Genomic DNA, 23,587 nt, shown 5'->3' on the forward strand with positions numbered 1-23,587 from the left:
CTACTGGCCGCCGCGTCGCACAGGCTGGGCGGAGCTCACCGTGTGGATGGCGCGCAGGAGCTTGGCCGGGAAGTAGACGGAGAAGAACACCACCATCGGAGCCTTGAGGGCCATCTTCTTGACGTTGTGGGCCTTGTAGGTCCGGTCGAACCTGGTCACGTAGTACCGGTAGTCGCGCGGGGAATCCTCGAGGCGGCGGGCGGACATGCCGGAGACCATCTGGGGCCAGTACTGGATACGCAGGTCATGGTCGGCCAGGTGCAGGGACAGGTCGATGTCCTCGTGCATTTCGTCCTTCTCATCCCGGCAGGTTTCGCCGCGGATGGTTTCCCAGGCCGACCGGCGCAGGGCCATGTTCGAGCCAAAGAGGAAGTGGTACTGGTGCTTGGCCAGCTTGAGCATCAGCTGGCGCATCTTGTCATCGGCTTTGAGGCCGAAGCGGCGCATCGGCATGTCGTAGTACACCACCGGACCGGTCGCTGCCTGGACGGACGGGTCGTGGAAAGCTTTCTGGACCTGTTCCACCCAGTCCGGTTCCACCACGGAGTCTGCGTCGATCCGGCCCAGAACATCGCCGGTGGCGTGGTTGAGGCCGAAGTTACGGGTGGGAATGAGGCCCTGGGACCTGTCCTGGGTGAGGAGGATGATGGGGCTCTCAGGATATTCCTGCTGCATCTGGCCGACGATCTCTGCCGTGCGGTCCTTGGACATGTTGTCCACAACAATGATCTCCGTGGCCGGCACCGACTGGTAGATGGCCGCAATAAGGCACTGCCTGATGACGCTGGCCTCGTTATATGCCGGTATGACGATGGATACGCCCGGCATAAGCGCAGCGTCGTGCGAGGCATCCTCGGCGGATCTATCGGGTGACATCACCACAAATTTAGCACCCTTGTGCGTCCCAACCCGGGACGGCGGGTGAAGATACGGGAAACAACGGAGGAGCCCCGCACATTTTGCGTGCGGGGCTCCTCCGATGTTGTACGGGCCGGTGAAGGCCTGGTTTTAGGTGTCGGTGGGCTTAGCGGCACCGTTGTTCATGCTGGAAGCGATGTTCTTCACGGCAGTCTTGGCGTCCGTGGCAACGTTGGCAGCCTGGTCCTTGGCGTCCTCGGCTGCTTCATCAGTCTTCGCGGCGGCGTCGTCGGATGCTGCAGCAACGGAGTCCGCTGCGTCAACAGCCTTCTCACCGGCGGCGGCGGTCGTGGCACTTACGTCATTGACGGTTGTGGCCGGAACGGGCGCGGGCGTCACCGGAGCAGGTGTCTTCCAGGGATCCTCCACAGGCTTGGAGGCTTTCCATGCGGCCACACCGGCGGCGACGGCTGCGGCGATTACACCGAAAATCAGCAATCCGCGGTGCTTGGGCTTCTGCGGCTTGGCCACTTCCCCGGTAACAACGCGGGTGGCCTCGGCGGCAGCAGCCTTGAGCTGGTGGCCTGCGGCCTGTGCCTGATCCTGCAGGGAATGAACGACGCCGGAGTCCGCAAGCCTCTGCGCGACGGCATCCACGTGGGCGGGTGCGCTTTCGAGGGTGCGGTGCACCGCCTCCGAGGCGTGCCCGATCTGGTCCGAGAGCCTGGGCAGGTATTCCACCACCACGCGGTCGCGGGCCTGTGAGATCACGGGCGCGGCCTTGTCCAGTGCTTCGTGGAGCCGCGGTGTGGCGCCGTCCACTACGTCATGGATCTTGGGCGCAAGGTGGGCGAGTCCGTCCTGGATGCGAGGCGTTACGGTGGCAACGCCGTCGGCCAGGTTGTGGGCTGCCGATTTGAGCCCTTCCTGGATCTTCGGGGAAGCGGTGTCAATGCCGTGCTGCAGGCGGGGAACCGCCCAGTCGACGGCTGCTTCAACGCGGGGGGCTGCCCAATCCTTGGCGTTCTCTACCGCGCTGCTGACTGACTGCTCCAGGTCACGGGCAATACGATCCGATTTCTTCACAACTACCTCCCGATTAATGTGACGGTTCTGTCGTTAGCCTACGTGGATTGCCCCGCACCGGCTATTCATCAGGGCCATTTCCAGCCGATTTCACCTAGCGCGGAACTGCCCGGCAGGCCTGATGTGCAATTGCCCGACGTGGAACAATGGGCCTATGACTGCCATCGCAACTGCAAAAGCAACCATCCACACGAGCCTCGGCGACATCGTCGTCAACCTCTTCGGCAACCACGCGCCCAAGACGGTCAAGAACTTCGTCGGCCTGGCCACCGGCGAGCAGGCCTGGACCCACCCCGAAACCGGTGAGGACAAGACCGGCACCCCCCTGTACAACGGCACCATCTTCCACCGCATCATCAAGGACTTCATGATCCAGGCCGGCGACCCCCTCGGCCGCGGCGTGGGCGGACCGGGCTACAAGTTCGACGACGAGATCCACCCCGAACTGACCTTCAACCAGCCCTACAAGCTGGCCATGGCTAACGCCGGCATCCAGATGGGCAAGGGCACCAACGGCTCGCAGTTCTTCATCACCACCATCCCCACCGACTGGCTGCAGGGCAAGCACAGCATCTTCGGTGAAGTTGCCGATGAGGAATCCAAGAAGGTCGTCGACGCCATCGAAGGTGTCCGCACCGGAATGGGCGACCGCCCGGTCGAGGACGTCGTCATCAACAGCATCGACGTAGAGCAGCTCTAACACCCCATGAGTTACGGAATTCCGGCGGCCGAGCCGTCCGCGCAGATTCCGGTGTGCCCCCGGCACCCGGACAGGCCTTCCTATGTCCGGTGCCAGCGCTGCGGGCGCCCGGCATGCCCGGAATGCCAGCGGGCGGCCGCCGTCGGATTCCAATGCATTGACTGTGTCAACGAAACAAAACGTACGACGCCGGCAGCCAGGACCGTTTACGGCGGAACCGCCGTTGCCGGCCGGCCCCTGGTGACGTTCGGGATCATCGCGGCCTGCGCGCTGGTCTTTGTGCTGCAGTGGATAGTCCCCAATGACGGGATTTACCAGAACTTCGCTTTCGCAACGGTCTACGCCACCCCCGAGTACGGCGTCTTTGAACCCTGGCGCATGCTGACCTCGGCGTTCCTCCATTCCCAAGGCTTCCTCCTGCACATCGTGCTGAACATGTACATGCTGTGGATGTTCGGCCAGGCGCTGGAACCCCTCCTCGGACGCATCCGTTTCCTGGCGCTGTACTTGCTGTCCGCCGTCGGCGGATCGGTCGGCTACCTCCTCCTGACACCGACCTATACTCCGGGCCAGCCCCTCGCCGGAGTCGTGGGTGCATCCGGAGCCATCTTTGGACTCTTCGGGGCCATGCTGGTGGTCCAGCGTCACCGCGGCGGTGACACAAAGCAGCTGTGGGTCCTGATCGCCATCAACGGCGTCATCGGCTTTATCGTCCCGCAGATTGCCTGGCAGGCCCACCTTGGCGGCCTGGTGACAGGCGCTGCCTGCGCCGCAGCCATTGCCTACGCTCCCCGTGGCCCGCAGCGCCGGCTCTGGCAGTCGGCGGGCCTCGTGCTGGTCCTGGCTTTGCTCGCCGGCGCCACTTGGCTGCGAATGGCCGGCGCCTAAGCCTTCGATATGACCCAAGATCCCAGGCATACCGTGATCGGAAAAGGGCACAAGGGCATTTATCAGCCGACGCCATACGCTGCCTCAAACGCTTTATAGCCCGTGAAATTTACTACAGCCTGAAACGGGACCTAACACCCAGCGGAGTAAGCAGTGGAACTGTAGATACATTCGCCGGTCAGCCTCGCCGGCGCAAGGCTAGGGTGGGCCGGTTTTGCCCCGGGGCTAGACTGAGCCGGGTAAGGACGGATTGGGGGATCCAGGGCGGCTTGCCGCTGTTCCGCTGGTCGGTCGCAGCCAGCGAACCCAAGGAACGGCCATGACTTTCTTCCAGGACTACCCGATCCCTGCACCGCCTCCCCGCCCACGGACGCCGCAGTACATACCGCCTCCCTGGGTCGTTGCCCCGCGGTACGAGCTGCCCCCTGTCGTTCCCGTGGGCGAGTTCATCTACAAATCCCCGACCTTTGTGATGGCCATTGAAGCCGCCAAGGTGTACTCGACCGGATGCGTCTTAGAAATGTCCTGGATGCTGCGGGCCGCACTGACCAGGATGACCGGCGATGGTCCGAGATGAACGCTATCTTTCACCGGCCTGCGCCTCAATTGCGCGACGGGGCCATTTCGGTCGATTACGTCCTCCTGTTCGGTATGCAGTTCCCGGACGGAACCAAGGCCACCACATCATCCCTGGCGATGTACGAGCAAGGGCAAGGCGCTCCCTTGGATCAGGAACCTGACGGCCCGGTCTTCGAATTTCGCCCCAAGGGCGGCAACGGCGGGGAGGACGACATGTCGGCAATGGGCGCGCTCTGGCTGTGGCCGCTGCCTCCGGCCGGGGAGCTCCGTCTGCTTGCCCAATGGACAAGCATGGGCATGCCCGAATCCTCCATCGTCCTGGACGGAGGGCGGCTCCGGGCGGCCGCAGCAGCGGTGCAGAAGTATTGGCCGGACGAGGAAGGGCAGAAATGATGGCACTCGATAGCCTTGTCCTGGCCGCAGTCCTCGGAACAGTCTTGTTCTACGTCCTATACGGTGTCATCCGCGCTGGGGTCCGTGACGGCATCCTTCAGGCCGATCAGCGGCGGCAGAACGCCCTTGGCATGGTCCGCAGCAACGGAGAGCAGGGATGAGCGCCCGGGGCTGGATAGCGGCGACGGCGGGACGGCCTTCATCATCTTTGTGCTCCCGTACGTCCTGGCAGTGTTCGGCCTGACGCCCAACGGCACCGAGACCCAGGGGCAGGCACCAGCCCCAAACAACCTTAGCCGTTAGGTGTAAAGGCCCAACACAGACATGACTGTGATGAGTAGCCCGAAGATTGCGATGGCGTAGCCGACTGCGAGGGATACACGTGCAAGCTGGCGCCCTTGGCCGCCGTCGCTGTTGATCTGGTTGAGCGCAACGTGACCCGCACCGACGGCGAAGACCGCCAAACTAGTGAAGCCTCCAAAGAAGAATCCGGCTACGGCCACCACGGCACAAGTCAGGGACAGGATGGCCATTCGGTTGTAGCCGGCCTCGGCGGGTGAAGCTGCTGTTGCTGACATCTTATGAGTCCCCCACTCTTGATCGTTTCGGCGAGTCTACTCCGCGTCCCAAGGGTGAATGTCGAGAAAATTCAGCGTTTGGGCTTGTCTATAGGAACATCTCCTCCGGCCGCCGACCACGCTGACGCGGGCGTGGCTACGATTCGCCAAGCGCAAAGTCATCCTCGGGGTAACGCTAGTCCAGAACTTGAAGCGATCGGAGGTTAAGGCCCGTTTCCTTGTGCTGGGAAGTAAACGCCTGGGCGATGAGTCGTACTGAAGCCCTCGAAGCCAACTCTCGTTCGTCCGGAGGTGAAACTTCTGGCCCGTCAATGACCCCACTACGGCTCTCCCATTGTTCGTTGAACTGCTGGGCCGCCTCGACATCATCAAGTTCAATCTCTAATGAGAACGTAAAGACCTCTTTAGACGCCATGAGCCAATACTGCCCGGAAAACGGTAAAAAGGCGTTCTCTTTCCAGCAAGTACTTGTCTATAGGATCATCTTCCGCCGGCTGCCTGCGCTCTCTGCCGCAGCCCGTGGCACTTCAGGCTGTGAACTTGCGTTGCTGCGGCGCCCCTGGCTGTAACGCGTCCAGGACGGACCCTCCCTGGTCCATGACCTGCAACCAGCCGGGGGCAGTGAAACCACCTCGTGTGCTACGATCCTCCCCGCTTTCCGGAGTTTTCCACAGGGGTTATCCACATTGTTGGTAACTTACATGCTTGTAGTTCACTCTCCCTCCCCGGTGATGCCCTTGCCAGCTGGCGATTATCGACAACGGTGATCCTCCTTGTCCACAACTGTGGATAAAGCAGTCCGGCGGGGCTGTGGTTAAGTGGACAACTCAGCTGCCCGCGGCGGGCTGCCGGTGAGGTGCTTCAAGGGCCGGAAGCGAGGATGCCGCCAGCCAAGTGCCAGGTTTCGCGTGGGAAACCCGCCTCTCCGTCGCACGCATTGGGCGCTGAAACGGCATATCCCGCCGCGTCGATTGAGCGCTGGAGATACGCTCTTCAACAGGTTATACACACTGTTAATAACTCCGGAGGGCTGAGGAGTACGAAGCCAATTGGCGGGTTGGAGCCTGATAGAGCATCAGATCACTGATTTATCCCCTGCGTTATCCCCACCTGTGGATAACTTCTGGGGATAGCGTTGTTCTTAAGTGGATAAGTTCAACGCGCTTGGTGCCCGCCGTCATTGCCGCGGTTCCCCTGCGCAAAATGGCGGGGTGGCTGCTGGATCCAGGCGGTCTGCTTGGCGATTTGCCGCTTGGAACCCGTTATCCACAGGCAATCCACACTGTTAATAACTCCGGACCGTGGGATTCTTCCGGGGTCCGGGTCATCCACAGGCCATGGCCCTAGGAAGGATCGCCTCATCGGCCCAGACTTATCAACACTGTGGATAACTTTCCCCACAGGGCCGGGATAAGTTCAGGCCCCGTCAGTCCATACGCCGGACGAGCCGCGACGATGGCTGTCGACAAGATGGGTGTCGATCATTCCGATGGCCTCCATGAGCGCGTACATCGTGGTTGGCCCCACAAATGCGAAGCCTTTGGCACGCAGGGCCTTGGACAGGGCAATGGATTCGGTCGAAGTTGTGGGGATCTCGGAATGTGTGAGCGGACTCGGCGTTACCTCCGGTTGGAAACTCCAGACGAAGTCCACCAGCCCGCCTTCACGCCGCAACGCGATGGTGGCCTGGGCGTTGGTGATGGCCGCCCGGATTTTGAGCCGGTTCCGGACGATGCCGGCGTCGAGCATGAGGCGTTTGACGTCGTCGTCGGTGAAGGCCGCCACCGCATCTGGCTGGAAGCTGTGGAACGCTGACCGGAAGGCAGGCCGTTTCCTCAGGATGGTGGCCCAGGACAGCCCGGCTTGGAAGGCCTCCAGGCTGATGCGCTCGAATAGGCCCCGTTCGTCGCGGACGGGCATGCCCCATTCGGTGTCGTAGTACTCCTGGAGCAGCGCATCCGCGGCCGCCCACGGCGGACGGGCCAGACCGTCGCTGCCGATGATGGTGCCGCGTTCATCCGGGGTCATGTGGGTTCCTTAGGTTTTCCAGCGAGGTGGTGCTGCGTCCAGCATATTCAGCCGCCTGGGCTTGGACATGCCCCGGCGATCGCGCATTTCATAGCCGAACGACGTCTCTCACATTATGCTGTGGCTCTGATCACAAATTACTGGGAGGTACGTGTGAGGAAAACCAAAATTGCCGTGGCTGGCGTGGCGGGGGTCGTTCTCGGGATGCTCAGCATCCAGGCCCCGGCCGTAGCCGCACCACCTGTCGACGACGGGTCAAACAATCCCGCTGCGGCAGTCCGGCAGGACAACCGCCCCGGACCGCGGACCAAGGAACTCGTGGAACGGCGCAAAGCGGCCATTGAGAAGGTGACCAAGGGACAGGCGGAGGCAAGCGACGACGGCGTGGTCCAGTTGGCGCCGGACAAGTTCGCCGAAGTCGAAACCGCCAAGCAGGACAAGATCTTCACCATCCTCGCCGAGTTCGGTACCCAGGGCTCGGGCCGCTTCGGAACCGCGCCGGGGCCTCTGCATAACACGATTGCGAAGCCGGACCGTCTGGTGGACAACACCACGCTGTGGACCGACAACTTCAGCCCCGCCTACTACGAAGAACTCTTCAATGGCAGCGGTGAATCAATGAAGGGGTACTACGAGGCCGTTTCCAACAATAAGTACTCGGTCACCAACACCGTGACGGACTGGGTCACGGTGCCCAACAACGGATCCTTCTACGGCGACAACGCCACAGAGGACACCGGCGGGGCATGGGCTTTTGTTAGGGACTCCGGCAATGCCTGGTGGGATTCCCAGGTGGCGGCTGGCAAGACACCGGCCGAAATCGACGCGTACCTTGCACAATTCGATGTGTGGGACCGCTACGACTTCAACAACAACGGCAACTTTGATGAGCCCGATGGCTACATCGACCACTTCCAGGCGGTCCACGCCGGCGAAGGTGAGGAAGGCGGCGGCGGTGCCTTGGGCGAGGATGCCATCTGGTCCCACCGCTGGTACGCCTATGGCAACCAGTTCGGCGCTGCCGGACCGGAAGGCAACCTTTCCGGCGGAACCCGGATCGGGTCCTCGAAGTACTGGCTCGGCGACTACACAACCGAACCCGAAAACGGCGGAGTCGGCGTCTTCGCCCACGAATTCGGACACGACCTCGGGCTGCCGGACTTCTACGACACCACGGGCGCCGCGACCAACAGCACGGCATTCTGGACCCTCATGAGCTCGGGGTCCTGGCTGGGCCACGGTTCGGCGGCAGGAGCCGGAATCGGCACCACCCCGGGACTGATGGGACCCGAAGAGAAGCTTTTCCTCGGCTGGCTGGACCACAGCACGGTGGAAGCGGGCGCCACGGGTGACTTTGTCCTGAACCCGTCCCAGCTTCAGGTCGACGGCAAGGACCAGTCCGTCAAGGTCAACCTGCCGGACAAGACCACAACCACCAAGTACACCGTTCCCGCCTCGGGGAGCAACGCGTGGTGGACGGGCAGCGCGGACGGCCTCAACGAATCCCTGACCCATGCCGTCCCGGCGCAGTCGAGGGTGACCGTCACGGCGAATGCCTGGTACGACATCGAGGCGAACTACGACTTCCTCTACGGCGAATACTCCACTGATGGCGGCAAGACCTGGAAATCCGCAGGGCGTGCGCTCAGCGGAGCGGCCGCGTGGGGGCAGGTGCGATACTCCTACGACGCTGCCGGCCTCGAATCGCTGTTCCGATTCAGATACCAGACCGACGGCGGCGTCCATAACCCGGGTGCCTTCATTGACGACGTGAAGATTTCCGCGGGACAGACCGTGATCCTCAGCGACGACGTCGAGTCCGGTGCGGGCCAGTGGACTGTCAGCGGCCTGTGGCAGGTGAGCAGCGGCTCGGTAACGCAAACCACCGAGCAGTACTACCTCGTGGAGAACCGTGAGTACGTGGGCTTCGACGCAACGCTCGCGGAAGGGCCATATGCCTTCACGCACAGCATCACGAAGCCGAACTGGGTCGATTTCTTCAAGTACCAGAACGGCATGCTGGTCTGGTACATCGACGACTCCTACGCGGACAACAATGTTTCGGCCCACCCGGGCGCCGGCTCGGCTCTGCCGGTGGATGCCAGGCCTGCCCCGCTGAAGTGGTCCGACGGAACCATGCCCGGCAACAGCCGCCAGCCGTTCGACGCGACGTTCGGGCTGGAGGCCACGGATCCGCTCTGCATCGCGAAGGAAGTGCAGACCGGCACCAAGCGCAGTTCGACAATCAGTTCACTCGATGCCTGTGCCGTAAGCAGCGCGCCGATCGGGGTCTTCAAGGACAGTGATCCGCTGGCCTACTACAGCGCCGACAACCCCTACGGAAGCGTCAAGGTTGCAGGTCACGGCGTGGAGATTTCCGTAACGTCCGACGTCGGCACCGACCTCGCGATCCATGTGGTCAACCCTGCACTGAAGTAGGCGCAGGCAACAAAAAGTCGGACCGGCACAACGTGCCGGTCCGACTTTCTTGTGAAGCAGGTTCCGTGGGGGGCCGATACCCCCGAAAGTCTGTGGCTAGGAACGCCAGCGGGTGGTCATCAGGAACCCTGCGATGGCAATGCCGAATCCGGCAACGATGTTCCAGGATTCCCACGCCCTGACAGGGAGGGCGCCCTCGCTGATGTAGAACGTGATGATCCACAGCAGCCCGATGATCATCAGGCCGAACATGACGGGCTTGAACCACACCGCGTTGGGCTTGTATGCCTGCGATGCAGAAGCCGGCCTGTCCGCGGCGGCGGTCTTCTTTCGTGGCTTTGACTCGGGCACGGGTCCTCCTCGTCGGGCTGAATCAAGGGCGGGGCCTCCGGCTTGATATCCTGCAGGAAGGAACATGCCGGCGGGGTTGGCGCCTTGGGTCAGGTCTGAATTCTTACTAGCAGCCAATTCTAGCTGTAGTTCAGAACACACCCGCGCCAGCCCATGCCGCCAATTGAGGAGACCACGTGGTGTTGCTGGAGAAGGAGACGACCGCTGCCGCGCCGGCGCGCGGCGTCGGAGTTCTCCGGACCCTCATCCAGATCGTTGGCGAGCTGCTGATCACGGTAGGAGTCGTCCTCCTCCTGTTCGTCGCCTGGCAGCTGTGGTGGACCAACGTGGAATCCGATGCCAAGCAGAGCGAGACCATCCGGAACTTCGCCCAGGAACTGGGCGGTTCCCCTGCCCCCGCGGAGTCGCCCGGCCCAGCGGCATCCACGCCCGCCGATTACGGCCCGCCGAAGGTCGCCGAAGCGCCGGGACACGGCCAAACCATCGGCATCATGTATATCCCCCGCTTCGGCGCGGACTACACCCGGCCCATCGTGCAGGGAACCTCCACGGACGTCCTGGACACGCTTGGCCTTGGCCACTACAACGACACCGCGATGCCCGGGGCAACCGGAAACTTTGCCGTGGCCGGCCACCGCCAGACGCACGGGGCCGTTCTGGACAATATCCATACCCTTGTGCCGGGCGACAAGATCTATGTCCAGACCCGGGACGGATTCTATGTGTACGTCTTCCGGAACAACCAGATCGTGCTTCCTTCGGCCACTGACGTGTTGCTTCCGGTGCCCACCCAGCCCGCAGCCAAGCCCACGGAGGCCTACCTCACCATGACCAGCTGCAATCCCCGCTTCGGCGCGCAGGAGCGCATCATTGCGTACTCCCTGCTGGAGCACTGGCAGCCGGCGTCGGCGGGACCGCCGGCAGAAATCGCGGCCCAGGTGGCCAAGGCACTCGGGAAGGTCTGACGTCATGTACGGATGGATTTTCCGCCACCTGCCGGGACCGCTGTGGCTCAGGATTGCCACGTCGCTGGTGCTGCTTGCCGTCGCGCTGGTATTGATGGTTCAGTTCCTCTTCCCCTGGATGTCCCAGTTCACCCAGTTCACCGACTCAACGATTGGTTTAGTAACTCGACAATGAGCGCCACCAAGATCCTGGTCGTAGACAACTACGACAGCTTTGTTTACACCCTGGTGGGATACCTCCAGGAGCTCGGCGCCGAGACGACGGTGGTCCGCAACGACGACGTCACCCTCGCCGAGGCAATCGAGATGGCGGACGCGCGCGACGGCGTCCTCATCTCTCCGGGTCCCGGCACCCCCGCGGAGGCCGGCGTCTGCATCGACCTGATCAAATGGTGCGGCAGCCACGACAAGCCGATGTTCGGCGTGTGTCTGGGTCACCAGGCGCTGGCTGAGGCCTACGGCGCCACGGTGACGCACGCCCCCGAACTGATGCACGGCAAGACATCCCTTGTGGAGCATGAAGGAGCCAGCGTGTTCGCGGGACTCCCCTCCCCTGTCACGGCCACGCGCTACCACTCCCTGGCTGCTGTCCGCGAAACCATCCCCGACGTCCTCGAGATCACCGCGCAGACGGCGAACGGCGTGATCATGGGCCTGCAGCACCGGACGGCACCGCTCTGCGGCGTGCAGTTCCACCCGGAATCAGTCCTCACCGAGGGCGGATACCAGATGCTGGGCAACTGGCTGGAATCCCTCGGCATGACCGGTGCAGCGGAGCGGGCCGCCAAACTGAGCCCGCTGATCCAGCACTAACGGTCTGGGCTTGGCGCCGGCGCCCGGAGCCCGGCGCCCGGGCGTAGCCTCTAGCCGCGGCTCCGGCCCGTCTCGGTAGGCGTAGGCGTGGGGGTTGGTGTTGGTTTGGGTGCCGGCGCCTTGGCAACGACAATGCTGATGGTCTTCCCCTGCTCCACCAGGGCATTGACCGCGTCGCTCTGCTCGGTCACCTTGCCGGGTTCAACTTCGGAGTTCTCGACTTCCTTCACGTCGATCCCCAGGCCAAGGTTCTTGAGTGCCGTCTCTGCTTCCGCCCTGGGCAGCCCGCGGAGTTCGGGCATGGCCACCTTGCCGGTGGATACCACGATTTCCACGGTACTTCCGATGGGGACCGTTTCGCCCGGAGCGGGCTTGGTGGTGATCACGATTCCGGACGGCACCGTGGCGCTGTTCGCCATGGTGGTGCCGGGCGCACCCGCAAGGCCGATCTGCCGCAGGACGTCCCGGGCAGCAGCTTCCGTGCGTCCCGGCAGGTCAGCCGGGATCTTGACGGCGCTGGGACCGTCGGAGATATTCAGGGTTATTTTCGATTCGGGTTCCATCGCTGTACCGGCCGCCGGCACCGTGCCGATGGCCGTTCCCTTGGTGACGGTGTCGTGCGGCAGCCTGTTGATCTGCGGGCTCAGCCTGGCGTTGTACAGCCGTTGCAGCGCCTCGGATTCGCTGAGCGCCGAAACGGCGGGCACCTCGATCTTCGCCACGGCAGGAGGCGTCTGGTTCATCATGTTGTAGAGCCAGAGGCCGCCGCCGGCCAGGACCAGCAGGGTGAAAATCACCAACGTGGCAATCCACGTCCGACGGCGGGACTTCTGCCGCGGGGTGCGCTCACGTTCCGGCGGGAAGCCGAGCGGAAGATCGTTGGATTCCGAAGGTTCGTAAACCTGGGCGGGAATCGCCTGGTCGTCGCCGAGCGTGTCATTGAGCGGCCGGAGCCGGCCGCTGGGCGAATCGTCCAGGAAGGCAGCACCCGTCAGCGAGTAGGGGGCGGCCTGCGCCGTCCGCTCCGCCGCCGGGACCGTGTTGTCAGCATCCGTGGGTTCCTCGCCCGCCGCCACGTCGGGTACGGAGATGCCGTTGCGGGCCGCCCGGAGGGCCCGCTGGAACGCGGCTGCGTCCTGGAAACGGTCAGCCCGGTTCTTTTGCAGGGCCTTGACCAGCACGCTGTCCAGGGCCTCTGACACCTCGGGGTTGAGGCTACTGGCAAGTCCCGGAATCTCACGGACGTGCTGGTATGCCACGGAAACGGGACTGTCGCCAACGAAGGGAGGCCGCCCCGTCAGCATTTCGTACAGCAGGCAAGCTGCGGAGTACAGGTCGCTGCGGGCGTCCACGGTTTCACCGCGGGCCTGTTCCGGAGACAGGTACTGGGCGGTGCCCACCACAGCCTGGGTCTGGGTCATGGTGGCGGACGAATCCGCCATGGCCCGGGCAATCCCGAAATCCATCACCTTGATGGTGTCCGAGTCTTCGCAGAACATCACATTCGCGGGCTTGATATCCCGGTGGACGATTCCCGCGCGGTGGCTGTACTCGAGGGCGGAGAGCACGCCCAGGGTGAAGTCGATGGCATGGTCGATGCTGACTTCCTTCGCACGGATCAGATCCCTCAGGGTCTTCCCGGACACGAACTCCATCACGATGTACGGCACCCGGACGGTGTCCTCGGGACCGCCCGGCACGGCGTGGTCCCCGGTGTCGTAAATGGCAACAATCGAAGGATGGTTCAGGGCGGCCACGGCTTGGGCTTCGCGCTTGAACCGTGCCTGGAACTGCGGATCCCGGGCAAGATCCGGCCGCAGCAGCTTGATGGCCACTGTCCTGCCCAGCCGGGTATCAACGCCGCGGTGGACGTCTGCCATGCCGCCGCGGCCAATGAGCTCACCGAGTTCGTACCGTCCGTTGAGGACGCGCTGGGTATTCACTGGAAGGCTGTCCTCTCTGTGTGACGGGAGGCGGGGTGAGTCCGGCACTGTGCGCCTTAGTTCGACGTCGACGTGGTGGGGGTGGGCAGGAGTTCCTGGGCGAGGTGGTACGTCACCACGGATCCGGCGGGCACCTTGCTGCCGGCGCCCGGTTCCGAACTGACGAAGGTCCCGGCCTGCTGCCCGGCGCTGCCGGGAACATCTGCTCCCTTGACCCAGCGCAGACCGGCGTTCTCGATGGCCTTCTGTGCTTGCGACTCGGAACTGCCTACCCCGATCGCGGGCACGGAGGATTCCTGGGCCGGTTCCTGGCCCTTGGAGTAAGTGACGGTGATGGTCTCGCCGGGGGCCACCGGACCGGACGGCTCTATGTTGGTGACCGTGCCCTCCGGCTTGTCACTGAACACCGGGTCACCCTTGACGGTCAGCCCCATGCCCACGAGCTGGCTGCGGACCGTGTTGTACGGCTGGCCCAAGTAGGCATCCGGGATCAGGTTGATGGTTTCCGGAGTGGACTGCGTGGGAGTCGGGCTCGCACTCGAGGCGGTGGGGCTGGCCGAGGTGGACGTCGGCGAGGCGCTGCGGCTGGTGGGCTTGGCGCTGGTGGACGTCGACGAAGACTCGGCCGGGCCGGACGGGGAAAAGATGCCGGCCTGCGTGAGCATGACACCTATAAGCGCGAACAGGACGAGCACGATAAGGGCGATGAGCGGCCACGTCCACGGGCTGCGGCCCTTGCGCTGCGGCTCGTCCACCGGTTCGTCGTAGCGGTCCTGCTCCTCTTCCTGGTCCCAGCTGCGCTGCGCGGCCAGGGCGTCGGCGCGTGAGAGAGTGCTGTGCGGACCGGTGGCTCCGGCAGCTGCCGCCCCTGCTGCGAGCCCTGCTGCCGCGCCGGCGGCGCCGACGACCGGAAGTGCGGAAGTCGTCGTCGTCGATTTGTCCTTTTCAGGGGATTCGATGACGCCGGTTGCGGCGGTGGGGATGTCCACCGGTGCGGTGATCGGCCCCGTGGCTGCCTCGAAGAGCAGCATTCCGGGGACGGCGGCATGCGCAGCGGCGATATCACCGTTGCGGATGGCTTCGGCCGCCTCGGACAACTTGATGGCGTTGGCCGGGCGGTTCTTGGGGTCCTTGGCGAGCATGGACATCAGGAGGGCCCGTACCGGCGTCGGCAGTGTCTCGGGAAGGGGCGGCGGGGCGTCGTTCACCTGGGCAAGCGCGATGGCGATCTGCGATTCCCCGGAGAACGGACGATGACCGGTGAGGCACTCGTAGCCGATGACGCCGAGGGAGTAGATGTCCGAGGCGCCCGTGGCCGTCTGACCGGTGGCCTGTTCCGGTGCGAGGTACTGGGCTGTGCCCATGACCTGTCCGGTCTGGGTCAGCGGGACCTGGTCCGCCAGCCGGGCGATGCCGAAGTCGGTCACCTTGACGCGGCCGTCCGGTGTGATCAGCAGGTTGCCCGGCTTGATGTCGCGGTGCACCAGGCCCTGTGAGTGGGCCACGGACAGGGCGCGGGCAGTCTGGGCGATCATGGACAGGGTGCGGTCCGGGGACAGCACCTGTTCGCGCTCGATGATGCTGCTCAGCGGGTGGCCCGGGACCAGCTCCATAACCAGGTAGGCCGAGCCCTCTTCTTCGCCGTAGTCAAAGACGTTGGCGATGCCGACGTGATTCAGCAGCGCCGTGTGGCGCGCCTCGGCACGGAAGCGCTGGAGGAACCCGGGATCGCCCGTGTACTCCTCTTTGAGCACCTTGATGGCGACAATCCTGCCAAGGATAAGATCCTTGGCTTTCCAGACTTCTCCCATTCCGCCAATCGCAATACGCGTGGTCAGCTGGAATCTCCCGCCGAGGGTGATTCCCGATGTAGGCCTCACTTATTCAACACCGCCTCAAAAATCTTCTTCGCGTTCGGACTGGTTAGCTGTGCGCCGGTGGTGATGTCCACGCCCTGCATGACGATGGTCACCGACACCTGCGGGTCGTTGGCCGGGGCGAACCCCGTAAACCATGAGTTGTTCAAGCCGTCGGTTCCCAGCTCGGCAGTGCCGGTCTTGCCGGCCACCTGGACGCCGGGAACGGCCGCCCCGCGGCCGATGCCTTCACTGACCACACTGGTCATCCACTCGGTGATCTGCCGCGAAATCTCCGGGCTGGTGGACGTCCGGAGGACTTCGGGTTTCGGTTCGCTGATGATGCGCAGGTCCGGCGACCGCACGGTCTTGATCAGGTTCGGCTGCATCTGGACACCGCCGTTGGCGATGGCCGACGTCATCAGTGCGATCTGCAGCGGCGTGGCGCGAACGTCGCGCTGGCCGATGGCGGACTGGGCGAGCCCGGCCGCGTCCAGCTCCTCCGCAGGGAAGGCCTTCTTAGCGTAGTCCAGCTTCAGCTGGTCGCCGAGGTCCTCGCCGAAGCCGAACTTGGCGGCCTGATCGGCGATGGCTTCCTGTCCCAGGTCCCGGGCGATGTCTGCGAACGGAGTGTTGCACGACTGCTGCAGGGAGAAGGCGAAACTTGCGGTGTTCTGGGTGTAGCAGTTGCCGCCGGCGTAGTTCGGCAGCTTGTACTGGATACCGGGGAAGCTCATCTCGGCGGGGTTGGGCAGGACGCTGTCCTTGTTGTACTTGCCTGAGCTGAGCGCCGCCGCCGTGTCGACAAGCTTGAAGACAGAGCCCGGCGCCAGGAGCGCGCCGGTGGGGCCGCTGACGTTCTGGTTCAGGTTGATTCCCGGGATTTTGTTCAGCTCGTTGTAGTTGGCGGCCTCGGCCTCGGCGTCCTGCGTTGCGATCAGGTTCGGGTCGTAGGACGGTTTGGACACCATCGCCAGGATGTTGCCCGTTTTCGGGTCAGTCACCACAATGGAGCCCCGCTGGCCATCCGGAATGGCATCGTAGGCGAGCTTCTGGAGCGCCGGATCAATGGTGAGTTCAACCGAGGCGCCCTTGGGCTGGTTGCCGAGGAACAGCTGGCCGATGCGGTCCAGGAAGAGCTGGTCGGAGCTGCCGGCCAGTTGCTCGTTCAGCGCGCTTTCCAGGCCGGTGACACCGTAGTTCTTGGAGAAGTATCCCGTGATGCCGGCATACAGTTCGGGTTCCGTGTAGGTCCGCTGGAACTTGCAGCTTTCCGAGGCGGCGACGGACTGCGCGATGGGTTTCCCGCCGACGATGATGGCGCCGCGGTCGTTGCAGTAGTTCTGCAGGATGGCCCGCTTGTTCCAGGGGTTCGCCTGCAGTTCATCCGCGCCCACCACCTGGACATAGCTGAGGGCGCCAAAGATCAGCGCGAACATGGCTACCGCGGCGATCCATGAATTCCGAATGGCGTGGTTCACAGTTGTTTCACCGCTTCAGTTGGCGCGTCGGGATGGGCGGAGGAAGGCTGGCGACCGGGCTGCTTGGCCGGACGCGGCGGGGAAGGCGGAACCGGCTTCTGCTCGCCGGGCTCGGCACCGTGCGGCATGGGCGTGGTGTCCACCGGGCCGCGTGCGGTGTGCGAAATCATCAGCAGCAGGCCAACGATGATCCAGTTGGCCAGCAGGGAGGAGCCGCCGGCTGCCAGGAAGGGAGTGGTGAGCCCGGTCAGGGGGATCAGGCGCGTCACGCCGCCGATCACCACGAAGCACTGCAGGGCGATGGCGAAGGACAGTCCGCAGGCCAGCAGCTTGCCGAAGGCGTCCCGGGTGCCCAGGGCCGCCCGGAAACCGCGTGTGAACAGGAGCAGGTACATCAGCACGATGGCGAAGAGGCCGATCAGGCCAAGTTCTTCGCCGAACGAGGCGATGATCATGTCGCTGTTGGCAAAGGGCACCAGGTTCGGCCGCCCCTGGCCAAGGCCTGTGCCCACGAGGCCGCCGTTGGCCATGCCGAACAGGCCTTCGACGATCTGCAGGCTGCCGCCGAACTGCCGTCCGTAAACCTCGTCCGTGAAGGCGTTGAGCCACCCGTCGATGCGAAGGCCCACGTGGGAGAAGACACGGGAGGCCACAAAGCCGCCGCCGAGCAGCAGTCCCACGCCAATGATCACCCAGCTGATCCGGCTCGTGGCCACGTAGATCATCACGATGAAAAGCCCGAAGAACAGCACCGAGGAACCGAGGTCGCGCTGGAAAATCAGCACCCCGATGCTCACCAGCCACGCCGTGATCATGGGTCCCATGTCCTTGAAGCGCGGGAACTGGAGCGGCCCGATCTTGCGGCCCGCCAGCAGAATGAGGTCCCGATTGGACGAAAGATACCCGGCGAAGAATATGGCCAGCGTGATCTTGGCAATCTCGCCCGGCTGGAAGGTCATCGGCCCGATCTTGATCCAGACGCTTGCGCCGAGGATCTCACCCGCGGAGATCCCCGGTACGAGTGGCAGAATCAGGAGCAGGGCACTCACGGCAAGGGAAATATAGGTGAACCGGCGCAGGATCCGGTGGTCCTTGAGGAACCAGATGACGGCGATGGCAACGCCCATTGCCATCAGGGTCCAGCGGAGCTGATTGTTGCCGGTGTCCTCGCCCACCCGGTCAAGGCGGTGGATCATCGCCAGTCCCAGGCCGTTCAAGGCAACCACCAAGGGAAGTATTACCGGATCGGCATATTTTGCCCGGATCCTTAGCACCACATGGAAGACGAGGGCAGCCGCAGCGAGCAGGCTGGACTGGAACCAGAAGTCGGAGTCAAAGGCTTTCTGCTGGTCAACGCCGACAAGGGCGTTGGCGCCGATGCCTACGGCAAGCGCCAGGATCAGGAGTGCCAGTTCGGTATTCCGTCGTGGCTTTGGGGTGGCCTCAATCTGCGTCATTTGGCCTCCTCACAAGCGTTGGCGGACGGGCTGGGTGTGGCGGACTTCGTGGGTGTTCCGGGCGGTGCTGCCGCACCGCTTGGTGCGGGCGCGGCGCCCGGCGCGGACGGGGACGCTGTCGGCGTGGCAGTCGGGCTGGCGCATTCGTCCGCCGGCGATGTCGTGCCGGTCAGATCGAGGTTCTTGACGATCCGCTGTGCGTCGTAGAGGTCACGTGCCGGGACGGTCTGGCGGACCCGCTGCTGCGAGAACTCCGGAAGGTCGGACATGCGGATGTCCGTCACCGTCTCCAGCGTGGAGAGCTGGATTGGTCCCAGCCGCTGTGATACGCCGTTGAAAATGGCAACCCGCTGGTCGTATTCACCGATGTAGTAGCGCGTTTGAGTCCAGGCATACCCGAGCCACAAGCCGACGCTCAGGATGACCAGGAGTGCGGCGGCCGTTGCGATCGTGACCCAGCGGCGCGGCTTGGCGGGCGGCTTGTATTCGTCAGTTTCCTCGCGGCCCTGATCCGACTTGTGGGTGAGGACGGTAGCGGCGCGGCGTGCGACAGTCCGGCCGGCGATGGTGGGAATCGACCCGGACTCTGCGGCGGCAGCGGCGGCTCCGACAAGTTCATGCGGACGCGTGGAAAGTTCCTCGCGGAGGACAGCGGCCGACAGGTGCTCGCCCAAATGCGGGTCCGTGGTGGTGGTGGGTTCACCAGGTTTTGAGGGGGGCTTCGTGCCGGCGTCAGCTTTGGCGGCAGCGGCAGTATCCCCGGCAACCGCGGTGTCCCCGGTGCCAGCCGGCCCGACGGCCCCGGCGGCCCCGACGGCCGCGGTGCCGTCCGCATGGGCGGAGTCTCCGGCGGGCTTGGGCTTCGAGTCGTCAGACGAGGCTGCCGGGGTCTTGGCCAGGCCGGCGGGCTTTGTCTCGTCGGTACTGCCGGCCAGCGGCTGGACGATTTCAACCGCGGCAGTGCGGACGTCGTCGGGAGTCTGTTCGGCGATTTCGAGCATGACAACAGTGACGTTGTCCGGTGCGCCGGCCTCGAGGGTGAGGTCCACGAGGGTTTCGACGCATTCGCGCAGATCCTTGGTTTCGCGAACAGTGCGTTCCACGACGTGTCCCGCAACATAGTTCAGCCCGTCGGAGCAGAGCAGCCATCGTTCGCCGGGTTCGACGTCGAGGGTTGCGAGGTCGAGTTCAGGGCTGGCATCAACATCGCCCAGGACCCGCATCAGGACGTTCTTGTGCGGATGGGTTTCCGCTTCCTCGGGCCGCAGCCTGCCTTCGTCGATGAGCCGCTGGACAAACGTGTGGTCGACGCTGATCTGCTTGAATTCGCCGTTGCGGAGCCGGTAGGCGCGGGAGTCGCCGATATGCGCGAAGTGCAGTTTTCCTTCGGCGAGGAGAAGGGCCGTCACAGTGGTTCCCATGCCGGCGAGCTTCGGATTGATGTGCACGAGTTCAGACAGGAGGGAATTGGCGGTCTGGATCTCGTCCGCCAGGACGGTCCCGGCGTCGCCGTCGTAATGACCGTGGTCCAGGTGGAGCATGTCCAGGACGGTGGCTGCGGAGGCCACGTCACCCCCGGCGTGTCCGCCCATGCCGTCCGCCACGATGGCCAGGTGCCGGCCGACGTAGGCGGAGTCATCGTTTTTGGCGCGGATGCGTCCCACGTCCGAGCGGGCGGCGTAGCGCATGATGAGCGGCCGCGTCGGGGCGGGGCCCTTGTCGGCGGGAGTTTCCGGGACGGCCACGGCTATGGCCTCAATTCGATGACCGTCTTGCCGATTCTCACGGGGACACCGAGCTCCACCGGGAGGGCGCGGGTGAGCTGCTGATTGGCCAGGTACGTGCCGTTGGTCGAGCCTAGATCCTCGATGAACCAGCGGCTGCCCTGCGGGAAGAGCCGGGCGTGCCGGCCCGAGGCATAATCGTCCTCAAGGACCAGCGTGGCCTCCTGCGCGCGGCCCAGGAGGATGGGACTTTCCGCCAGCGGAATGGTGTGTCCCCTAAGCGGGCCTTCCGTCACAACCAGCTGGCGGGCCTGCTGTTTCGCGGGCGGCGGTGCTGTCTCTGCCAGTTCGGGGTGCTTGCGTACCTGGCGGGCAGTGGGAGCGCCCATTGCCGCCTTCCTGCCGATCATCAGGTCCCGTCGCATGGCGGACACGATGCTGAAGATAAGGACCCACAGCAGCAGGAGGAATCCGAACCGCAGGGCCGTAATGGTCAGTTCGCTCACGGGCGGCCACCGGAGTTGGCGGGCAAAAGGCGGAAGATGATTTTGGTCCGTCCCATCGTGATGGTGGAGCCGTCAGTAAGGTCGACGCTGCCGACAACCTTGTGTCCGTTGACGTAGCTGCCGTTGGTGGATCCCAGGTCTACGGCTTCTGTCGTGCCGTTTGTGGTGCGGATTTCGAGGTGGCGCCGTGAAACCCCGGTGTCGTCCACCAGGATGTCAGCCTCCGATGACCGGCCCAAAACGATGGAGGCGGCATTCAGCGAATAGCGCTGGCCGTCGATGTCCAGGACCGGCTGAAGGCGAACCGGCTGGCGGCTCGGCGCGGCGGGCACGTTGTTCCGTGGCATCGGCGGGGCCACGGCGGAACCGGAGGCGTTCTCTGTTTTCGAATCAATTTCGAAGTCACCGGCGCGGATTGCCTCGTCCCGCCGGAAGGAAATGCGGACCGAGCCGCGGAGTGTGTAGCCCTGGCTCCTGACGTGGTTGATTACTACGTCGCAGAGTTCCTCGGCCAGGGGAGTGCCCCATTCCTGCGCCCGCTTGAAGTCATCCTCGCTGAGGCGGACGTCAAACACGTTGGGGGCAAGTGTTCGTCCAGCGGCGACGGTGATGGCTTTGTGGTCAACTTCCCGGCGGAGCCGGCTGGCGATTTCCACAGGCTCAACCTGGGCCTTCGAACCGGTGGAGAAGACACCGCGGACGGCCTTTTCGATGCCGCGCTCGACTTTGTCCAGCATTCCCATGGCACCTCTCCTCTCCCTACGGCTGCGCGGCAGCACACGATTCGGAACTCAGTTCACAACATTGCCGGGAGTGCGCCGGGGACGGGCACTCCTACATCTGATACTACTGGCCGGGGCTGTGAATGACCTTAATGCACAACGCCGGGGCGCGGAGATTAGTTCATGAGGGGCTGAGCCGCCGAGGGCCTTTCGTCGTCTCCGCACAGGCGTATCCACGTGCCTGACCTGCGCGATTTTTCTGCCATGCAGGGTCCCGGGAAGGCCGATTGGTGTTTTCCCGTGGTTGTCCGTTATGCTTGATCTCGCTGCTTTTACGAGGTTGGCAGTCCGGAAAACGGGCTCCTTTTCGAGTGAAAGAAGTTGCGCGCGAGTGGCGGAACGGCAGACGCGCTGGCTTCAGGTGCCAGTGTCCGAAAGGGCGTGGGGGTTCAAATCCCCCCTCGCGCACGCAAATGAAGAGCCCCGGTCTTAGGACCGGGGCTCTTTGCTTTAAGTCGAGGCTTTAGGTGCCGGCGTCGAGCTCCTGGAACAGGGTGAGCTGAAGTCCCGCCGGCCCGTCCAGCCTGGAGTTCAGGGACCGCCACGGGGTTTCCCTGGGTTCGGCAATGAGTGTGGCCCCCGCTTCGACGAGCCTTCGGGTTGCGCCCTCTGCATCATCAACTTCCAGGGCGACGCGGAGCCGTGCGCTGGGCCGGCCTTCCGCCTCGACGCTGTCAATCAGCCGGACCTGGGCGGGGTTTGAGAGCTCGAGCGTGGCCCGGCCTGCATCGAGGATGCTCACGCGGGCACCGCCGTCGCCTTGGAACGCTGCTTCTTCCGTCATCCCGAGAACGTCCCGGTAGAACGCGACGGCGGCGTCGTAGTCCTCAGCCTCCACCACGAGCCGTAGCTGCCGCACGGTGGGTTGTTCGCTGTTTCCGGTTGTCATGTTCGTACCGTACGCCGGAACCGGGTGCAGCCGCCATGGCTAAATGACAGTTAACTTCGCTGAAACGGCTCAAGCAGATTCCTGAAACAACCGTTCCATAGTGTCGGTGCCAGACGGCCCCCGGGGGCCGCTTTCACATGTGACCGCCTGCCGATTTGGAGTAGAAGAATGACGGCTTTCAGTTCGGACAAAGGACCACTGCGCCCATCGCGGCGGATGGTGCTGGCAGGATTTTCGTCGGCGGCGCTGGTGGCGCTGACCGGCTGCGCAGCCGAATCGGGCGCCACGGCTCCGGCCGCTTCAGGTACGGCTTCCGGGGCGGCCGCCGAGTTCGGCACGCTTGAGGTCCAGCTTTCGTGGCTGAAGAACGCGGAATTCGCCGGCGAGTACTTTGCCGACAGCAAGGGCTATTACAAGGAGGCGGGCTTTACCGCCGTCAACCTGATAGCCGGTGGCCCGGGAGGGGCCTCGACGGAGACCATGGTCCTGTCCGGCAAGGCCTTGGTGGGCACCTCCTCGCCCGTGGGTGTTGCTCCCGTGGTCCTCAACGAGGGTGCGCCGCTGAAGATCATTGGCTCCACCTACCAGAAGAACCCGTTCACCATCGTTTCGCTGGCGGCCAACTCCATCACCGCCCCGGAAGACCTCATCGGCAAGAAGATCGGCGTCCAGGCCGGCGTCAATGAAACGTTGTTCGATGCCCTGCTAGAGGTCAACAAGATCGACGCGTCAAAGGTCACCAAGGTGCCAGTGCAGTACGATCCGCAGCCGCTGCTGAACGGCGACGTCGAGGGCTTCTTTGCGTACCTGACCAACGAGGTGCTCACCCTTGAGCTGGGCGGGCACAAGACGGCGGTCCTGCCGTTCGCGGACAACGGCCTTCCCTTCATTGCCGAGAGCTTCGTGGTCACGGAGGAATCCATCAAGGACAAGCGGCCGGAGCTGAAGGCGTTCCTCGTGGCCACCATCAAGGGCTGGAAGGATGCCCTGTCCGATCCGGCGGAGTCGGCACGGCTCGCCGTCGAGGTCTACGGCAAGGAGCTGGGCCTGACCATGGCCAAGGAAAAGGGCCAGGCGGAAGCCCAGAACACCAAGCTCATTGCCACGCCCGAGACGGACAGCAACGGCCTGTTCACGGTTTCCAAGGAACTGATGGACAAGAACATCGAGATCCTCAAGTTGGCCGGTTATGACACCACCGCGGACGCGATCTTCGACCTGAGCCTCCTCGATGAGGTCTACGCCGAAAACCCCGACCTTAAGTAGGACGC

General features: G+C 64.0%; 24 protein-coding genes and 1 tRNA gene. 10 read left to right on the plus strand and 15 right to left on the minus strand.

Going from position 1 to position 23,587, the window contains the following annotated elements; translation table 11 throughout:
• Positions 1 to 876: a glycosyltransferase gene (locus ASF98_RS03265; RefSeq protein ID WP_055797824.1), complete on the minus strand. Its 876-nt coding sequence runs from the start codon at positions 874 to 876 to the stop codon at positions 1 to 3.
• Between the two features lie 132 nt (positions 877 to 1,008).
• The gene (locus ASF98_RS03270; RefSeq protein WP_055797417.1) at positions 1,009 to 1,944 is read right to left on the minus strand and encodes a hypothetical protein; all 936 of its coding nucleotides are present in this window, start codon (positions 1,942 to 1,944) and stop codon (positions 1,009 to 1,011) included.
• 154 nt (positions 1,945 to 2,098) lie between these two features.
• Between ASF98_RS03270 and ASF98_RS03275 the strand changes: the two genes are divergently transcribed.
• From ASF98_RS03275 to ASF98_RS24640, 4 genes are all read left to right on the plus strand, one after another.
• Positions 2,099 to 2,644 carry a peptidylprolyl isomerase gene (locus tag ASF98_RS03275; RefSeq protein WP_028271893.1) on the plus strand — a complete coding sequence of 182 codons (546 nt, stop codon included), beginning with the start codon at positions 2,099 to 2,101 and terminating at the stop codon, positions 2,642 to 2,644.
• 6 nt (positions 2,645 to 2,650) lie between these two features.
• The gene (locus ASF98_RS03280) at positions 2,651 to 3,532 is read left to right on the plus strand and encodes a rhomboid family intramembrane serine protease (protein ID WP_055797419.1); all 882 of its coding nucleotides are present in this window, start codon (positions 2,651 to 2,653) and stop codon (positions 3,530 to 3,532) included.
• A gap of 319 nt (positions 3,533 to 3,851) precedes the next feature.
• Positions 3,852 to 4,109 carry a hypothetical protein gene (locus ASF98_RS24635; protein ID WP_235505591.1) on the plus strand — a complete coding sequence of 86 codons (258 nt, stop codon included), beginning with the start codon at positions 3,852 to 3,854 and terminating at the stop codon, positions 4,107 to 4,109.
• Entirely contained in the window at positions 4,106 to 4,504 is a 399-nt protein-coding gene (locus ASF98_RS24640) for a hypothetical protein (RefSeq protein WP_235505592.1), read from the plus strand. Before ASF98_RS24635 ends, ASF98_RS24640 begins: the two co-directional genes overlap by 4 nt.
• A 56-nt stretch (positions 4,505 to 4,560) precedes the next feature.
• Here ASF98_RS24640 and ASF98_RS24000 read toward each other — a convergent pair whose 3' ends face one another.
• The 4 genes from ASF98_RS24000 to ASF98_RS03295 form a co-directional block, all read right to left on the minus strand.
• Complete coding sequence (locus ASF98_RS24000) at positions 4,561 to 4,710, minus strand: hypothetical protein (RefSeq protein WP_156372266.1); 150 nt, start codon at positions 4,708 to 4,710, stop codon at positions 4,561 to 4,563.
• A gap of 93 nt (positions 4,711 to 4,803) precedes the next feature.
• Complete coding sequence (locus tag ASF98_RS03290) at positions 4,804 to 5,082, minus strand: DUF4190 domain-containing protein (protein ID WP_055797428.1); 279 nt, start codon at positions 5,080 to 5,082, stop codon at positions 4,804 to 4,806.
• A 175-nt stretch (positions 5,083 to 5,257) separates the two neighbouring features.
• Positions 5,258 to 5,497, minus strand: a complete 240-nt coding sequence (locus tag ASF98_RS24005) for a hypothetical protein (RefSeq protein WP_156372267.1) — start codon at positions 5,495 to 5,497, stop codon at positions 5,258 to 5,260.
• A gap of 1,001 nt (positions 5,498 to 6,498) precedes the next feature.
• Positions 6,499 to 7,110, minus strand: a complete 612-nt coding sequence (locus tag ASF98_RS03295) for a DNA-3-methyladenine glycosylase I (protein ID WP_055797430.1) — start codon at positions 7,108 to 7,110, stop codon at positions 6,499 to 6,501.
• A 153-nt stretch (positions 7,111 to 7,263) separates the two neighbouring features.
• On the opposite strand from ASF98_RS03295, the gene ASF98_RS03300 reads away from it, so the two are divergent.
• Positions 7,264 to 9,549: an immune inhibitor A domain-containing protein gene (locus ASF98_RS03300; protein ID WP_055797433.1), complete on the plus strand. Its 2,286-nt coding sequence runs from the start codon at positions 7,264 to 7,266 to the stop codon at positions 9,547 to 9,549.
• 96 nt (positions 9,550 to 9,645) lie between these two features.
• Here ASF98_RS03300 and ASF98_RS03305 read toward each other — a convergent pair whose 3' ends face one another.
• Positions 9,646 to 9,900 carry a cell division protein CrgA gene (locus ASF98_RS03305; protein WP_028272337.1) on the minus strand — a complete coding sequence of 85 codons (255 nt, stop codon included), beginning with the start codon at positions 9,898 to 9,900 and terminating at the stop codon, positions 9,646 to 9,648.
• 176 nt (positions 9,901 to 10,076) lie between these two features.
• Between ASF98_RS03305 and ASF98_RS03310 the strand changes: the two genes are divergently transcribed.
• The 3 genes from ASF98_RS03310 to ASF98_RS03315 are packed head-to-tail and all read left to right on the plus strand — an operon-like array spanning position 10,077 to position 11,678.
• Positions 10,077 to 10,865 (plus strand): class E sortase, encoded by a 789-nt coding sequence (locus tag ASF98_RS03310; protein ID WP_055797437.1) that lies wholly within the window; start codon positions 10,077 to 10,079, stop codon positions 10,863 to 10,865.
• Between the two features lie 4 nt (positions 10,866 to 10,869).
• Positions 10,870 to 11,040 carry a hypothetical protein gene (locus tag ASF98_RS24500; protein WP_200939291.1) on the plus strand — a complete coding sequence of 57 codons (171 nt, stop codon included), beginning with the start codon at positions 10,870 to 10,872 and terminating at the stop codon, positions 11,038 to 11,040.
• Complete coding sequence (locus tag ASF98_RS03315) at positions 11,037 to 11,678, plus strand: aminodeoxychorismate/anthranilate synthase component II (protein ID WP_055797440.1); 642 nt, start codon at positions 11,037 to 11,039, stop codon at positions 11,676 to 11,678. The genes ASF98_RS24500 and ASF98_RS03315 overlap by 4 nt, the downstream gene beginning before the upstream one ends.
• A gap of 50 nt (positions 11,679 to 11,728) precedes the next feature.
• Here the strand turns inward: ASF98_RS03315 and pknB are convergent, their stop codons facing one another.
• From pknB to ASF98_RS03350, 7 genes are read right to left on the minus strand one after another with little or no spacing between them, the layout of a single operon-like run.
• On the minus strand, positions 11,729 to 13,621 hold the full coding sequence (pknB, locus tag ASF98_RS03320; RefSeq protein ID WP_235505593.1) for a Stk1 family PASTA domain-containing Ser/Thr kinase: 1,893 nt from the start codon (positions 13,619 to 13,621) through the stop codon (positions 11,729 to 11,731).
• A 56-nt stretch (positions 13,622 to 13,677) separates the two neighbouring features.
• Entirely contained in the window at positions 13,678 to 15,501 is a 1,824-nt protein-coding gene (locus ASF98_RS03325) for a protein kinase domain-containing protein (RefSeq protein ID WP_055797445.1), read from the minus strand.
• Complete coding sequence (locus ASF98_RS03330) at positions 15,498 to 16,958, minus strand: peptidoglycan D,D-transpeptidase FtsI family protein (RefSeq protein ID WP_055797446.1); 1,461 nt, start codon at positions 16,956 to 16,958, stop codon at positions 15,498 to 15,500. Before ASF98_RS03330 ends, ASF98_RS03325 begins: the two co-directional genes overlap by 4 nt.
• Positions 16,955 to 18,415 (minus strand): FtsW/RodA/SpoVE family cell cycle protein, encoded by a 1,461-nt coding sequence (locus tag ASF98_RS03335; protein ID WP_055797447.1) that lies wholly within the window; start codon positions 18,413 to 18,415, stop codon positions 16,955 to 16,957. The genes ASF98_RS03330 and ASF98_RS03335 overlap by 4 nt, the downstream gene beginning before the upstream one ends.
• Positions 18,412 to 20,160 carry a PP2C family protein-serine/threonine phosphatase gene (locus ASF98_RS03340; RefSeq protein WP_055797449.1) on the minus strand — a complete coding sequence of 583 codons (1,749 nt, stop codon included), beginning with the start codon at positions 20,158 to 20,160 and terminating at the stop codon, positions 18,412 to 18,414. Before ASF98_RS03340 ends, ASF98_RS03335 begins: the two co-directional genes overlap by 4 nt.
• Before the next feature lie 2 nt (positions 20,161 to 20,162).
• Positions 20,163 to 20,645 carry an FHA domain-containing protein FhaB/FipA gene (locus tag ASF98_RS03345; protein WP_055797451.1) on the minus strand — a complete coding sequence of 161 codons (483 nt, stop codon included), beginning with the start codon at positions 20,643 to 20,645 and terminating at the stop codon, positions 20,163 to 20,165.
• Positions 20,642 to 21,388, minus strand: a complete 747-nt coding sequence (locus ASF98_RS03350; RefSeq protein WP_055797452.1) for an FhaA domain-containing protein — start codon at positions 21,386 to 21,388, stop codon at positions 20,642 to 20,644. Before ASF98_RS03350 ends, ASF98_RS03345 begins: the two co-directional genes overlap by 4 nt.
• Positions 21,389 to 21,752: 364 nt before the next feature.
• Between ASF98_RS03350 and ASF98_RS03355 the strand changes: the two genes are divergently transcribed.
• Positions 21,753 to 21,835 (plus strand) — tRNA-Leu (locus tag ASF98_RS03355).
• A 55-nt stretch (positions 21,836 to 21,890) separates the two neighbouring features.
• Here the strand turns inward: ASF98_RS03355 and ASF98_RS03360 are convergent.
• Positions 21,891 to 22,316 carry a VOC family protein gene (locus tag ASF98_RS03360; RefSeq protein ID WP_055797455.1) on the minus strand — a complete coding sequence of 142 codons (426 nt, stop codon included), beginning with the start codon at positions 22,314 to 22,316 and terminating at the stop codon, positions 21,891 to 21,893.
• Positions 22,317 to 22,484: 168 nt separating this feature from the next.
• On the opposite strand from ASF98_RS03360, the gene ASF98_RS03365 reads away from it, so the two are divergent.
• Entirely contained in the window at positions 22,485 to 23,582 is a 1,098-nt protein-coding gene (locus ASF98_RS03365) for an ABC transporter substrate-binding protein (RefSeq protein ID WP_055797457.1), read from the plus strand.
• Positions 23,583 to 23,587: the final 5 nt, after the last annotated feature.

This window comes from Arthrobacter sp. Leaf337 (genome assembly GCF_001423745.1).
Lineage (GTDB): Bacteria > Actinomycetota > Actinomycetes > Actinomycetales > Micrococcaceae > Arthrobacter.

Coding starts and splice junctions, on each gene's coding strand:
- ASF98_RS03265 (WP_055797824.1), bottom strand. CDS start 876: ATGTCACCCGATAGATCCGCCGAGGATGCCTCGCACGACGCTGCGCTT.
- ASF98_RS03275 (WP_028271893.1), top strand. CDS start 2,099: ATGACTGCCATCGCAACTGCAAAAGCAACCATCCACACGAGCCTCGGC.
- ASF98_RS03280 (WP_055797419.1), top strand. CDS start 2,651: ATGAGTTACGGAATTCCGGCGGCCGAGCCGTCCGCGCAGATTCCGGTG.
- ASF98_RS24635 (WP_235505591.1), top strand. CDS start 3,852: ATGACTTTCTTCCAGGACTACCCGATCCCTGCACCGCCTCCCCGCCCA.
- ASF98_RS24640 (WP_235505592.1), top strand. CDS start 4,106: ATGAACGCTATCTTTCACCGGCCTGCGCCTCAATTGCGCGACGGGGCC.
- ASF98_RS24000 (WP_156372266.1), bottom strand. CDS start 4,710: ATGATGAAGGCCGTCCCGCCGTCGCCGCTATCCAGCCCCGGGCGCTCA.
- ASF98_RS03290 (WP_055797428.1), bottom strand. CDS start 5,082: ATGTCAGCAACAGCAGCTTCACCCGCCGAGGCCGGCTACAACCGAATG.
- ASF98_RS24005 (WP_156372267.1), bottom strand. CDS start 5,497: ATGGCGTCTAAAGAGGTCTTTACGTTCTCATTAGAGATTGAACTTGAT.
- ASF98_RS03295 (WP_055797430.1), bottom strand. CDS start 7,110: ATGACCCCGGATGAACGCGGCACCATCATCGGCAGCGACGGTCTGGCC.
- ASF98_RS24500 (WP_200939291.1), top strand. CDS start 10,870: ATGTACGGATGGATTTTCCGCCACCTGCCGGGACCGCTGTGGCTCAGG.
- ASF98_RS03315 (WP_055797440.1), top strand. CDS start 11,037: ATGAGCGCCACCAAGATCCTGGTCGTAGACAACTACGACAGCTTTGTT.
- ASF98_RS03335 (WP_055797447.1), bottom strand. CDS start 18,415: ATGACGCAGATTGAGGCCACCCCAAAGCCACGACGGAATACCGAACTG.
- ASF98_RS03350 (WP_055797452.1), bottom strand. CDS start 21,388: ATGGGAATGCTGGACAAAGTCGAGCGCGGCATCGAAAAGGCCGTCCGC.
- ASF98_RS03360 (WP_055797455.1), bottom strand. CDS start 22,316: ATGACAACCGGAAACAGCGAACAACCCACCGTGCGGCAGCTACGGCTC.
- ASF98_RS03365 (WP_055797457.1), top strand. CDS start 22,485: ATGACGGCTTTCAGTTCGGACAAAGGACCACTGCGCCCATCGCGGCGG.